This is a genomic window from Amycolatopsis thermoflava N1165 (assembly GCF_000473265.1).
Classification (GTDB): domain Bacteria; phylum Actinomycetota; class Actinomycetes; order Mycobacteriales; family Pseudonocardiaceae; genus Amycolatopsis_E; species Amycolatopsis_E thermoflava.
In genome coordinates this window covers 4307223-4319560 of the sequence record NZ_KI421511.1, presented here as the reverse complement: position 1 = coordinate 4319560, position 12338 = coordinate 4307223, and the positions used below count along the sequence as shown (strand labels likewise).

Annotated in this window: 16 protein-coding genes; 13 read left to right on the top strand and 3 right to left on the bottom strand. The window is 70.5% G+C overall.

The window, feature by feature from the left end; translation table 11 throughout:
* The first annotated feature begins 18 nt into the window (after positions 1-18).
* The 4 genes from dctA to AMYTH_RS0121305 are packed head-to-tail and all read left to right on the top strand — an operon-like array spanning position 19 to position 3501.
* Positions 19-1323, top strand: coding sequence for a C4-dicarboxylate transporter DctA (gene dctA, locus AMYTH_RS0121320; protein WP_027932024.1), 1305 nt, complete (start codon positions 19-21; stop codon positions 1321-1323).
* Positions 1324-1334: 11 nt separating this feature from the next.
* Positions 1335-1838, top strand: a complete 504-nt coding sequence (locus AMYTH_RS0121315; protein WP_027932023.1) for a carboxymuconolactone decarboxylase family protein — start codon at positions 1335-1337, stop codon at positions 1836-1838.
* Positions 1835-2635: an SDR family NAD(P)-dependent oxidoreductase gene (locus AMYTH_RS0121310; RefSeq protein WP_027932022.1), complete on the top strand. Its 801-nt coding sequence runs from the start codon at positions 1835-1837 to the stop codon at positions 2633-2635. Before AMYTH_RS0121315 ends, AMYTH_RS0121310 begins: the two co-directional genes overlap by 4 nt.
* Positions 2635-3501, top strand: coding sequence for an amidohydrolase family protein (locus AMYTH_RS0121305; RefSeq protein ID WP_027932021.1), 867 nt, complete (start codon positions 2635-2637; stop codon positions 3499-3501). The genes AMYTH_RS0121310 and AMYTH_RS0121305 overlap by 1 nt, the downstream gene beginning before the upstream one ends.
* Here AMYTH_RS0121305 and AMYTH_RS0121300 read toward each other — a convergent pair.
* Positions 3498-4268, bottom strand: a complete 771-nt coding sequence (locus AMYTH_RS0121300; protein ID WP_027932020.1) for an IclR family transcriptional regulator domain-containing protein — start codon at positions 4266-4268, stop codon at positions 3498-3500. The genes AMYTH_RS0121305 and AMYTH_RS0121300 overlap by 4 nt on opposite strands.
* A gap of 62 nt (positions 4269-4330) precedes the next feature.
* Between AMYTH_RS0121300 and AMYTH_RS47115 the strand changes: the two genes are divergently transcribed.
* The 5 genes from AMYTH_RS47115 to AMYTH_RS0121275 all read left to right on the top strand — a co-directional run bounded on the left by AMYTH_RS47115 (position 4331) and on the right by AMYTH_RS0121275 (position 7688).
* Complete coding sequence (locus AMYTH_RS47115) at positions 4331-4954, top strand: hypothetical protein (RefSeq protein WP_051362767.1); 624 nt, start codon at positions 4331-4333, stop codon at positions 4952-4954.
* Positions 4955-4963: 9 nt separating this feature from the next.
* Positions 4964-5737: an enoyl-CoA hydratase-related protein gene (locus tag AMYTH_RS0121290; protein WP_027932019.1), complete on the top strand. Its 774-nt coding sequence runs from the start codon at positions 4964-4966 to the stop codon at positions 5735-5737.
* Positions 5738-5965: 228 nt separating this feature from the next.
* Positions 5966-6088 carry a hypothetical protein gene (locus AMYTH_RS50915; protein ID WP_267283896.1) on the top strand — a complete coding sequence of 41 codons (123 nt, stop codon included), beginning with the start codon at positions 5966-5968 and terminating at the stop codon, positions 6086-6088.
* Positions 6081-6392, top strand: coding sequence for a hypothetical protein (locus tag AMYTH_RS0121280; protein WP_027932018.1), 312 nt, complete (start codon positions 6081-6083; stop codon positions 6390-6392). The genes AMYTH_RS50915 and AMYTH_RS0121280 overlap by 8 nt, the downstream gene beginning before the upstream one ends.
* A gap of 132 nt (positions 6393-6524) precedes the next feature.
* On the top strand, positions 6525-7688 hold the full coding sequence (locus tag AMYTH_RS0121275) for an MFS transporter (RefSeq protein ID WP_027932017.1): 1164 nt from the start codon (positions 6525-6527) through the stop codon (positions 7686-7688).
* On the opposite strand, the gene AMYTH_RS0121270 is transcribed toward AMYTH_RS0121275, so the two are convergent.
* Entirely contained in the window at positions 7633-8160 is a 528-nt protein-coding gene (locus tag AMYTH_RS0121270; protein ID WP_209440873.1) for an NUDIX domain-containing protein, read from the bottom strand. The genes AMYTH_RS0121275 and AMYTH_RS0121270 overlap by 56 nt on opposite strands.
* 46 nt (positions 8161-8206) lie before the next feature.
* Here AMYTH_RS0121270 and nucS point away from each other — a divergent pair, with 46 nt between their 5' ends.
* Positions 8207-8866 (top strand): endonuclease NucS, encoded by a 660-nt coding sequence (nucS, locus tag AMYTH_RS0121265; RefSeq protein WP_026153883.1) that lies wholly within the window; start codon positions 8207-8209, stop codon positions 8864-8866.
* A 54-nt stretch (positions 8867-8920) separates the two neighbouring features.
* On the opposite strand, the gene AMYTH_RS48960 is transcribed toward nucS, so the two are convergent.
* Positions 8921-9121 carry a hypothetical protein gene (locus AMYTH_RS48960; protein ID WP_157360635.1) on the bottom strand — a complete coding sequence of 67 codons (201 nt, stop codon included), beginning with the start codon at positions 9119-9121 and terminating at the stop codon, positions 8921-8923.
* A 186-nt stretch (positions 9122-9307) separates the two neighbouring features.
* Between AMYTH_RS48960 and AMYTH_RS0121260 the strand changes: the two genes are divergently transcribed.
* Genes AMYTH_RS0121260 through AMYTH_RS0121250 form a run of 3 tightly spaced genes read left to right on the top strand, consistent with a single transcriptional unit; the run spans position 9308 to position 12334 of the window.
* Positions 9308-11008 carry a sodium:solute symporter family protein gene (locus tag AMYTH_RS0121260; protein WP_027932015.1) on the top strand — a complete coding sequence of 567 codons (1701 nt, stop codon included), beginning with the start codon at positions 9308-9310 and terminating at the stop codon, positions 11006-11008.
* A 13-nt stretch (positions 11009-11021) separates the two neighbouring features.
* Positions 11022-11294 (top strand): hypothetical protein, encoded by a 273-nt coding sequence (locus AMYTH_RS0121255; protein ID WP_027932014.1) that lies wholly within the window; start codon positions 11022-11024, stop codon positions 11292-11294.
* A gap of 47 nt (positions 11295-11341) precedes the next feature.
* A complete protein-coding gene (locus AMYTH_RS0121250) occupies positions 11342-12334 on the top strand; it encodes a DUF3558 domain-containing protein (RefSeq protein ID WP_228684898.1) in 993 nt (330 codons plus the stop codon).
* The last annotated feature ends 4 nt before the right edge of the window (positions 12335-12338 follow it).

Genomic DNA, 12338 nt, shown 5'->3' with positions numbered 1-12338 from the left:
AACACAAGGGAGACGAAGATGTCCGCCGGATCGTTCTTGCGCACCGCCTTCACCACCAAGCTCTACGTCACCGTCCTGGTGGCGATCGTCCTCGGCGCGGCCCTCGGCTTCGTCGCGCCGGGGGTGGGCGCCGCGCTGCAACCCGTGGGTACCGGGTTCATCGAGCTGATCCAGATGCTCATCGCGCCGGTGGTGTTCTGCACGATCGTCACCGGGATCGCCTCGGCGGGCGAGCTGACCAGCGTCGGCCGCATCGGGGTCAAGGCGCTGGTCTACTTCGAGGTCCTGACCACGATCGCGCTCATCGTGGGCCTCGTCGTGATGGACCTGTTCGACCCGGGCAGCGGAATCCACGCCGACCCGGCGGCGCTGCACCTGTCGGGCACCGCGCAGCAGTACGCGCAGACCGGCGAATCCCAGCACTGGTACGACTTCCTGGTCAACATCATCCCGGACACCGTCGTCAGCGCCTTCACCGGCGGCAACGTCCTGCAGGTGTTGCTGGTCTCGATCCTGTTCGCGATCGCGGTCAAGGCGCTGGGCGAACGCGGCGCGCCGGTGATCCGCGGCATCGAGCGGATCGGCGAAGTGGTGTTCGGGATCGTCAAGCTCGTCATGTACCTCGCGCCGGTCGGCGCGTTCGCCGCGATGGCCTACACGACGGGCAAGTTCGGGGCGTCCACCCTGGCCAGCCTCGGTGGCGTCGTCCTCCTCTTCTGGGGCACCGGGATCGTGTTCTGCCTCGTCGTGTTCGGGGCTGTCGCCCGGCTGTGCGGCATCCGGATCCTCAAGCTGTACCGGTACTTCAAGGACGAGCTGCTCATCACGCTCGGGACCGCGAACTACGAGGTCGTGATGCCGCAGCTGATGCGCAAGCTGGAGCACCTCGGCTGCCCGAAGCGGATCGTCGGCCTCGTGGTGCCCTCCGGGTACGCCTTCAACGGCGACGGCGTGTGCCTGTACCTGGGCTTCGCCTCGCTCTACATCGCTCAGGCCTTCGACGTGAACCTGACCATCTGGCAGCAGGTCGGCCTGCTCGCCGTCTTCATGATCACCTCGAAGGGCAGCGCGGGCGTGGCAGGCGCCGGGTTCGTCATCCTCGCCGCGACCCTGTCCACGACGGGCGTCGTCCCGGTCGCCGGGATCATGCTGGTCCTCGGCATCGACCGGTTCCTCTCCACCATGCGCGGTCTCGTCAGCCTGTGCGGCCAGATGCTCGGCAGCATCGTCGTCAGCCGCTGGGAGGGCGTCTTCGACCGCGACCGGGCGCGCCGCGTCCTCGACGGGCACGAGCCCGTCCCCGCGACCGTCGCAGTGAACTAGAAGGGAAACACATGGCCAGGCTGGACTACGTGGAGACGGGCAGCGAGGTTGCCGACCGGATCCGCGCGCGCCGAGGGGGGCGCCTGACCCCGCTGGACGGCATGCTGCTGCACAGCCCGCCGTTCGCCGACGGCTGGAACAGCCTGCTGGGCGCCATCCGCGGGCAGGGCACCCTGCCCGGGGACCTGCGGGAGCTCGCGGTGCTGCGCGTCGCCGAGCTGAACGGCGCCGAGTACGAATGGGCGGCCCACGAACCGGTCGCCAAGGAGGAGGGCATGACGGTCGAGCAGATCGCCGCCCTGCGCGAAGGTGGCGACCGGAGCGTCCTGGACGGACGGCAGCGCGCCGTCCTCGCCTACACCGACGCGATGACCAGGCGGATCCGGGTGCCGGACGAGCTGTTCGCGACCCTGCGCGAGCATTTCGACGCCCGCGAGATCGTCGAGCTGACTGTGACGATCGGCGCCTACAACCTGGTGTCCCGGTTCCTGGTGGCGCTGGAGGTCGGGTCATGACGGGGCGGTTGGCCGGCAAGGTCGCGATCATCACCGGCGCGGGCAGCGTCGGCCCCGGCTGGGGCAATGGCCGGGCCGCCGCCGTGCTCTTCGCCAGGGAAGGCACGAAGGTGTTCGCCGTGGACCTCAAGGCCGAGGCGCTGGCGGAGACCGTCGCCACGGTCGAATCCGAGGGCGGCACGATCCGCACGCACCTGTGCGACGTGACCGACGGCGCGGCCGTGGCGGCGATGGTCGAGGCGTGCCGTGCGGAGTTCGGCCGCGTCGACGTCCTGGTCAACAACGTCGGCGGCTCGCGCAAGGGCGGACCGGTCGAACTGTCCGAACAGGACTGGGCCGCCCAGCTGGACTACAACCTGACCAGCGTGTTCCTGACCTGCAAGCACGTCATCCCGGTGATGAAGGCGCAGGGCGGCGGCGCGATCGTCAACACCGCGTCCACGTCCGGCACCCGCTGGACCGGCTCGGCTCAGGCCGGTTACGCGTCGGCGAAGGCGGGCGTGATCCAGCTGTCCAAGGTGATCGCGGTGCAGCACGCGCCGGACGGCATCCGCGTCAACACCGTGGTGCCGGGGCAGCTGCACACGCCGATGGTCGAGGCGCGCCTGGCCGGGCAGCGGGCGGGCGGGGACGTGGACGCGCTGCTCGCCCAGCGGCAGGCGCGCATCCCGCTCGGCTTCGCCGGCGACGGCCGCGACACCGCGTACGCCGCGTTGTACCTGGCCTCCGACGAGGCCCGGTTCGTCACCGGTACCGAAATCGTCGTCGACGGCGGCATGACCGCGAGGTGTGACTGATGACCGATCCCCGCAACCCCGGGCCGGACCCGAACCCGCACGCGCCCGCGATCCCGTTGCCCGCAAACGCTTGCGACGCGCACTGCCACATCTTCGGGCCCACCGCGAAGTTCCCGTACGCGCCGGACCGCACGTTCACCCCGCCGGAGGCGCCGAAGGAGGACCTGCAGGCGCTGCACCGGCTGCTCGGCTTCGAGCGCGCCGTCATCGTGCAGTCCGCCTGCCACGGCACCGACCACTCGGCGCTGCTCGACGCGCTGGAAACCGGCGGCGGCCGGTACCGCGGGGTCGCGTTGATCCGGCCGACCACGCCGAAGGTCGAGGTGGAGCGCCTGCACCGGGCCGGCGTGCGCGGCGCCCGGCTGCACTTCACGCCGCACCTCGGGCCGGCGCCGTCGCAGGAGGAGATCGACGCGATCGTCGCCCTGATCCGGCCGTACGGCTGGCACATCGCCCTGCACGTCGCGGGTGACGGCATCGCCGAGCATGCGGACCTGGTGCGATCGCTGGGCGTGCGGGTGGTGATCGACCACATGGCCCGCGTCGACCTGCGCCAGGGGCTGGACAGCGCCGCCGTGCGGTCGCTGTTGCGGTTGCTGGAGACCGGTTCGGTGTGGGTGAAGCTGAGCGGCGCCGACCGGATCGCGACCGCGCCGCCGGACATGGCCGATTCCGTGGAGCTGGCGCGGTTGCTGGCCGCCGAGGCGCCGGAGCGGGTCGTGTGGGGCACCGACTTCCCGCACCCGAACACGCACGGTTTCGTGCCGAATGACGGCGACCTGGCCGACCTGATCGCGGAGATCACGCCGGACCCGGAGGCGCTGCTCGTCACGAACCCGACGCGTTGCTTCTTCGCGGAGGACTAGTGCAGACCCTCGATGTCGCGGGTGATGGCCGCGGCGGTGTCCAGCAGGCGCGGCACGAACCGGTCGGTAAGTTCGTCCAGCGAGACGCGGGCCGCGTTGACCGACACGTTCAGCGCGGCCAGCGCCCGCCCGCCGGCGCCACGCACGGGCGCGGCGGCCGAGCGGACGCCCTCCTCGCGTTCGCCGTCCACCACCGCGTAACCGCGCTCGGCGACCCGGGCCAGTTCCGCACGCAGCTGGGCGGGGTCCGTGATGGTGTTGGGCGTGAGCTTCCGCAGTTCGACAGTGTCCAGATAGGACTCCAGCTCGGCGGGCGGCAGCGCGGCGAGCAGCACGCGGCCCATCGAAGTGGGGTAGGCGGGCAGGCGCGAGCCGACGTTGAGCGTGATGGACATCGAGCGCGACGCCGGAACCCGGGCCACGTAGACGATCTCGGATCCGTCCAAAGTGGCCATCGAGCAGGATTCCCGCAGCTCGTCGGCCAGCGCGCGCATGTGCGGCTGGGCGTGTTCCCAGAACGGCAGCGCGGCCAGGTAGCCGTAGCCGAGCCGCAGGACGCCCGCGGTGAGGCGGAAGCGGCGGTCGTCGACCTCGGCGAACCCGAGGCGTTCCAGCGTCAGCAGGATGCGGCGCGCGGTGGCGCGGGTGAACCCGGTGGCCGCGGCCGCCTCGCTCACCGTCATCGCCGGCCGTTCCGCGGAAAAGGCCTGCAGCAGCCGGAAGGCCTTCTCCACCGAGTCGATGACGTCGGGGTCCTCTCTCGACACTGCCGCTCCTCGCCGTGGTCGCCTGCCCGAAACGGTACCCGAGCGCGGGGGAGGAGTGGCGGATGACGGAGGGACTGCTGTACGTGCTGTCCGAGCCGGGCGAGGTCGCCGAGGCGGAGTTCCACGACTGGTACGACAACGAGCACGCGCCCGCGCGCGTCGGCGTGCCGGGGATCCGCAGCGGGTACCGGTACCGCGAGCTGGACGGGGCGCGGCCGTCGTGGCTGGCCTGGTACGAGCTGGACCTGGCGGCGCTGGCGAGCCCGGAGTACGAGGTGGTGCGGCGGCGGAGCCCGCGGGAGCAGTCGGTGGTCTCGCGGCTGGCGACGCTCGACCGGCGGGTGTACGAGCTGACCGGGTCCTGGGGTTCGTGCGTCGCCCCCGCGCCGGTGGTGGTGTCGGTGGCGTTGTCCGGGGACGCCGACGAACTGGAGCGCTGGTACCGCGAGGAGCACGTGCCGCTGTTGCTGGAGCTGCCCGGCTGGCACCGGATCCGGCGGTACCGGCGGGTCGAGGGGGCCGGGCCGGATCTGCTGGCCTTCCACGAGATCGCGGACGTGTCGCTGTTCGAGTCGCCTGCCTACCGGCACGCGACCAGCACGCCGTGGCGGGACCGCGTGATGTCGACGGTGACCGCGCGGGAGCGGCGCGTCTTCGGGTACCACAACACGGCCGCCGGGAGGTAGCGTCGGGTCATGGCCGAGTACGAGCACATCCTGGTCAAGCGCGACGACGCGACGGTGACGATCACGATGAACCGGGCCGCCCGCCGCAACTCCCTGTCCGAAGCCCACCTCGCCGAGCTGCTGGCGGCGTTCGAGGAGACGGCGGCGACCGACGCGACGGGCGTCGTGCTGGCCGGCGCGGGCCCGGTGTTCTCGGCGGGGCACGACTTCGGTGACGTGGCGTCGCGGGACCTGGCGGGGGTGCGGCGCCTGTTGACCCTGTGCACCCGGCTGATGCGCACGATGGAGTCGGTGCCGCAGGTGGTGATCGCGCGGGTGCACGGACTGGCGACCGCGGCGGGGTGCCAGCTGGTCGCGTCGTGCGACCTGGCGGTCGCGGCGGCCTCCGCGGGTTTCGCGCTGCCCGGCGGCAAGGGCGGCTGGTTCTGCCACACACCGGCGGTGCCGGTCGCGCGGGCGATCGGGCGCAAGCGGCTGATGGAGCTGGCGCTGACCGGGGACGTCATCGACGCGGCGACGGCCCTGGAGTGGGGCCTGGTGAACCGAGTGGTGCCGGACGAGGACCTGGACGCGGCGGTGGCCGACCTGCTGGCCAGGGCGACGCGTGGCAGCCGGGCCAGCAAGGCGCTCGGGAAGCAGACCCTGTACGCCCAGCTGGACCGCCCGGAGGCCGACGCGTACGCCATCGCGGTCGAGGTGATGGCGGCAGCGTCCCAAACGCCGGCGGCGCGGGAGGGGATGGCTTCCTTCCTGGAGAAGCGGAAGCCGGAGTGGCCCGAGTGAGGGATGCCCGGACTGCTCTGTTCGAGTGAACTGAAAATTCAACCACCACGTTCCGTCACGTCCGGAACGGCGCTCGTTCGCGCACTTCAGCGCCGCTGGAGACGCTCCCGGTCAAGATCCACTTCTGCCGGTTGGTCCGCCTGAACGCTGTTACAACCAGCAGCACGCGGCGATTCAGGGTGCGACGCAAGCGGGACGGCCCGCTGCGCACGCACTCAAGGAACGCTCGTGACTCATCCGCCCTATGCCCAGCCCACGCCCGTGCAGCCGAAGAACGGCCTCGGCACCGCGGGTTTCGTCCTCGGACTCGTCGGCCTCGTGTTCGCCTGCACGGGCGGCTGGCATGACTGAGACGACGCCCAGGAAGCTCACCGACTTGGGGCTGATGCGGCCGTGGAATTGGATCCAGACGGCTCCGATCCAGGCCAGCCATGGCCATATCGTCGAAGCCGACAGCCCGAGTGACGCGGCGAGGCAAATCGCGTTGGAGCAACTCTCGGTGCTGCACTCGATCCGCCGCATCCTGATGTGGGTGCTGGTGATCATCCCAGTGGTGGCCGCGACCATCTTCATCACGCTGGTCGTGCTGGCGAGCAACTCGAGTAGCAGCGGTTCGAGCTGCTCCTACACGTCGATCTACGACACAACCTGTTGACCCAGCCGGCCGGGCGCGGGGTCCCGAGACGGGACCCCGCGTTCCACGGCCTGGGACCGGTTCCACGCGATCGGATGAAGCACCGCGCCCCGCGATTGACCGCGCCGACCCACCGCCAATAAGCACGACGACGTGATCCTCCGGCGGCGCGGACCGCAGTTGGCCCTCGTCGCCCTCGTGCAGGTGCTCGCCATGAGCCTTTGGTTCTCCGCGTCCACCGTGGTCCCGGCGCTCCGCGCGGAGTGGGGCCTCTCGCGGCAGGCGGGGATTCTCCTGACCATCACGGTGCAGCTCGGGTTCGCCACCGGCGCCGTCGTCTCCGCCGCGGTCAACCTCGCCGATCGCACGCGGCCGCAGGTCCTCGTCGCCGCGGGCAGTGCGCTCGGCGCGGCCGCCACGTTCGCGTTCCCGTCGGCCGGGGCCGCGGCGGCCGCCCCGCTCCGGTTCGTCACCGGGTTCGCCCTCGCGGCCGTCTACCCGGTCGGCATGAAGATCGTCGTCTCCTGGTTTCCGCGTCAGCGCGGGACCGCGCTCGGTGTGCTCGTCGGCGCGCTGACCCTCGGCTCCGCGCTGCCCAGCCTCCTCGGCGGCACCGGCCACTGGCGGACCGCCCTGCTCATCGCCGCGACACTGGCCCTCCTCGCCGCCCCGATCGCCCTCACCCTGGTCCGGCCAGGGCCGGACTGGCGCCCGTCGCCGCCATGGGAACCCCGCTACCTGCTCCGCATGGCAGGCGACCGGGCGCAACGCCTGGTCTGCCTCGGCTACTTCGGCCACATGTGGGAGCTGTACGCGCTGTGGGCCTGGCTGCCCAGCTACGTCGCGGCCGCGGGCGACGGCGACACCTTCGCCACCATCGGCGTCGCGGGCGTCGCCGGGGCACTGCTCGGCGGCGTCCTCGCCGACCGATTCGGCCGCGCAGCAGTCACCACCGGCGCCATGCTCACCAGCGCCGCCTGCGGTCTGCTCTCCGTCGCGGCCTGGGGGACGCCCCTGCTCGCGCCGCTGCTGCTCGTGTGGGGCGCCGCCGTGATCGCCGACTCCGCGCAGTTCTCCGCCGCCCTGTCCGAGGTCGCCGACCCGCGTTACGCCGGCACCGCGCTCACCGCGATGACCGCCGCCGGGTTCGTCGTCAGCGCGATCACCATCCAGCTGCTCCCGCTGCTCGCCGACCTCACCGGCTGGCGCGACGCGGTCACCCTGCTGTCGGCCGGCCCGCTCCTCGGCGCCGTCGCGATGGTCAGCGTTCGTGCAGCAGCAGGAGCCCGTACGCCGCGATCGACTGGGCGTCCGTGATCTCCCCGCGTGCGATCATCTTCTCGAACTCGTCCCGGCTGAACCACGCCGTGCGCATGTCCTGTTCCTCGTGCTCGCGCTCGTGCGGGCCCTCGACCAGCTCCGTCGCCAGGTAGACCCGGCCGCGCTGGCTCGACATGCCCGGCGCGACGTCCAGCAGCCCGAGGTCGGTCAGCGAACCGGCCACCAGCCCGGTCTCCTCCCGCAGCTCCCGCGCCGCCAGCTCCAGCGGGTCCAGCTCGGCCAGCCCGGGCGCGGTGCCCTGCGGGAACTCCCAGCGCCGCAGGCCGAGCGGGTACCGGTACTGCTCGACCAGGTGCAGCCGGTCGCCGTCGAGCGGGACGACCAGCGCGTAGTCCGGCTTGTCGACGACGCCGTAGATGCCGGTCGAGCCGTCCGGGCGGCGGATGTCGTCCTCGCGCACCGTCATCCAGTTGTTCCGGTACACCTCGCGGGAGCCGAGCCGTTCGATGGGATCCACGCGACCAGTCTGCCGAAGCATCTTCTACCCTCGCCGGGTGCGTCTCGTGATCGCTCGTTGCCAAGTGGACTACGCCGGCCGTCTGACGGCCCACCTCCCGATGGCCACCCGGCTGCTGCTCATCAAGGCGGACGGCTCGGTGTCGGTGCACTCCGACGACCGCGCCTACAAGCCGCTGAACTGGATGAGCCCGCCGTGCTGGCTCATCGAGGACGGCGACGTCTGGACGGTGCAGAACAAGGCGGGCGAAAAGCTCGTCATCACCATCGAAGAGCGGATCGACGAGATCAGCCACGACCTGGGCGCCGAGCCGGGCCTGCAGAAGGACGGCGTCGAGGCGCACCTGCAGGAGCTGCTGGCCGAGCACATCACCACGCTCGGCGAGGGGTACACGCTGGTCCGCCGCGAGTACCCGACGGCGATCGGGCCGGTCGACATCCTGGCCCGCGACGCCGACGGCGGCTCGGTGGCGGTGGAGATCAAGCGCCGCGGGGAGATCGACGGCGTCGAGCAGCTGACCCGCTACCTGGAGCTGCTCAACCGCGACCCGCTGCTGGCGCCGGTGCAGGGCGTGTTCGCCGCGCAGCTGATCAAGCCGCAGGCGCGCACCCTGGCCGAGGACCGCGGCATCCGCTGCCTGACCCTGGACTACGACGCCCTCCGCGGCACCGAATCCGACGATCTCCGCCTGTTCTGAACACGCGGATCCGCCGCACCACGCCGGACGTGGTGCGGCGAATCCCCGTTCACATCAAAGGCTGTTGACGATCGCGCTGACCAGGTTGATCAGGCCGTAGACCAGGTCGTTCAGGCTCACCGGGGTCCTCCCTCGAAAATTGTCAACGGTGGTACGCCGCCGTACCCGGCGACCGCTGAATGCAATCGAAGGCGCATTGCCGCCGGGTAACGGGCGCTTTCCGCGGCGTTTCGCACCTCCCATGACGTGGATCACGATCACGATCGGGCGCCGAGTTGCGCCGGGTGACGCCGCGCTGTTGGGTTGTCACCGGTTTGATCTCGACACGGTCAAGGCGCGCCCGCTGGCGTGCACGGCTGGGATACCGCGTAGTAATGTGCGCTCGTCACTCGATCGTGGTGATTTTTGTTCGGAGATGTTGGACTCCCGGAGGTGGCATCGGTGCCCGTCCTAGCCGCAGCGAACCTGCGACTTGATGCGCACGCGATCGACTACGTGTTGCTCGCGTTCTACTTCGTGCTGGTGCTCGGCATCGGCTACCTGGCCCGGAAACAGGTGTCGAGCAGCATCGACTTCTTCCTGTCCGGCCGTTCCCTGCCCGCCTGGGTCACCGGGCTCGCCTTCATCTCCGCCAACCTCGGCGCCATCGAAGTGATGGGGATGTCGGCCAACGGCGCGCAGTACGGCCTGCCGACGGCCCACTACTTCTGGATCGGCGCGATCCCGGCGATGCTGTTCCTGGGCATCGTGATGATGCCGTTCTACTACGGGTCGAAGGTTCGCAGCGTGCCGGAGTTCATGCGGCGCCGCTTCGGCACCGGCGCCCACCTGACGAACGGCATCAGCTTCGCGCTGGCCCAGATCCTCATCGCGGGCGCGAACCTGTACCTGCTGGCCAGCGTGGTGAACCTGCTGCTGGGCTGGCCGATCTGGGTGTCGATCGTCGTCGCCGCCGTCATCGTGCTCGCCTACACCGCGCTCGGCGGCCTGTCCGCCGCGATCTACAACGAGGTGCTGCAGTTCTTCGTCATCGTTGCCGCGCTGGTGCCGCTGACGATCGTCGGCCTCTACAAGGTCGGCGGCTGGGACGGCCTGGCCGACAAGGTGACCGGCGGCCCCGGCGGCGCGGCCCAGCTGGAATCCTGGCCGGGCAACCAGCTCACCGGTTTCGGCAGCAACTTCCTGTCCGTGCTCGGCCTGGTGTTCGGTCTCGGGTTCGTGCTGTCCTTCGGTTACTGGACGACGAACTTCGTCGAGGTCCAGCGCGCGATGGCGTCGAAGAGCATGTCGGCGGCGCAGCGCACCCCGATCATCGGCGCGTTCCCGAAGATGCTGATCCCGTTCATCGTGATCATTCCGGGCATGATCGCCGCGGTCACCGTGACCGAGCTGCAGGGCGAGAACAAGCAGGCCCTGATCGACGGCGGCTCCGCGCCCAGCGGCGCGACCTTCAACGACGCGCTGTTGCTGCTGATGCGCGACCTGCTGCCCAACGGTGTCCTCGGGGTCGCCATCGCCGGTCTGCTGGCCTCCTTCATGGCCGGTATGGCGGCGAACCTGAGCTCGTTCAACACGGTGTTCACGTACGACATCTGGCAGGCCTACATCAAGAAGGACAAGCCGGACTCGTACTACCTGAACATGGGCCGCTGGGTCACCGCGGGCGCCACGATCCTGGCCATCGGCACGGCGGCCATCGCGTCGCAGTACTCGAACCTGATGGACTACCTGCAGCAGCTGTTCTCGTTCTTCAACGCGCCGCTGTTCGCCACGTTCATCCTCGGCATGTTCTGGAAGCGCATGACCCCGGCCGCGGCCTGGATCGGTCTGCTGTCCGGCACCGCGTCGGCCATCGTGGTGTTCCTGCTCGCCGAGACCGGCGTGTGGGACCTGCCCGGCCAGGGCGCCAGCTTCATCGGCGCCGGGGCGGCGTTCGTGGTCGACATCGCGGTCAGCGTGGCGGTCACCATGGTGACCAAGCCGCGCGAGGCCTCCGAGCTGACCGGCCTGGTCTACTCGCTGACCCCGCGGGAGTCGCTCAAGCGCTCCACCACCGGCGAGGACGCGGGCTGGTACCGCAACCCGGGCCTGCTCGCGGGCATTGTCCTGGTCCTCACGATCGCGCTGAACATCGCCTTCTAGGAGGTTGGCAGACATGGCTAGCGAAACCCCCGTGCGCACGCGCCGGGCAGGCGCGTTCGACATCCGGCTGATCATCGCGCTGCTGACCGGTGTCTACGGCGCGGTCCTGACGATCATGGGCATCGCGTTCACCGACGACGCCGAGCTGCAGAAGGCGGCGGGCGTGAACATCAACCTGTGGTCCGGCATCGGCATGCTGATCTTCACCGCCCTGTTCGTGCTGTGGGCCGTGCTGCGGCCGATCCGCGTCCCGGTGTCGGAAAGCGACGAGACCCCGGCCGAATAGGCAGGTTCGGAACATCCCGGCGAGGCCGGGCGGCTACGGTGCACCGCGTGCACCATGTCGCCCGGCCTCGCCGTTTCGTCCCCGTGGTCCTGCTCGCACTGACCGTTTCCGCGTGCGCCGGACCGGACCTCGGCAAGCAGAACTTCCCGCGCACGACCGTCACGCAGACCAGCGCCGCCACCGGTCCGGTCGACGACGCCGCGGTCAGCATGGACGCGCTGCGCACCGTCGACCCGTGCGGGGTGCTGCAGGGCGACACCGTTACCGGCGTCGGCACGCCGGTCGAGGACAGCATCCACTCGACCGGGCTGGACGGCTGCGCCGTCGAGGTCACCGACGCGGGAGGCAAGGAGGCCCGGCTGAGCCTCACGATGGGGGAGACGCTCCTGCTGTCCTCCACGACCCCGGTCGGCACCGTCGAAGGCCTGCCGATCGTCGAGAGCGACCTGGACGACCCGGACACCGCCGAGAACGAAGGCTGCGTGGTCACCGCGGTCACCTCCGAGACGCCGGCCATCGGCATCTCCGTCCAGGTCACCTACCAGGGCGGGGACGCCTGCGGCACCGGGCTGACCGTCATCCGCGAGGTCGTCGCCGAGATGCACGGCTCGCCGCCCCGGATGACCCGCGCGGCGAACTCGGCCGTGCCGCTCGACCCGTGCGCGCTGGTGGACGACACCGTCGCCACCGAGGTCCTCGGCCGCAGCACCGAGAAGCGGCCCGGCGGCCTGCACGAGTGCCACTGGTCGGGCGGCAACGCCACCGGCTACCTGCGGATCTCCGAGGCCGTCGAGCCGTCCGACGGCGACGACGGCACGCGGGTCGACCTGGGCGGCGGGATCACCGGCTACCAGGAGAAACGGACCACGGCGGGCAACAGCTGCACCATCGCGTGGACCCACTTGCGGACCGGAGACGGCGAGGGCGAGGTCGTGAAGTTCGAGTACGACAACTTCCACGACGACGCCGCCGGGGACGACTCGTGCGGGAAAGCGCGGCGCATCGTCGACACGATCCTGCCCAAGCTGCCCAAGTCCTGATAGG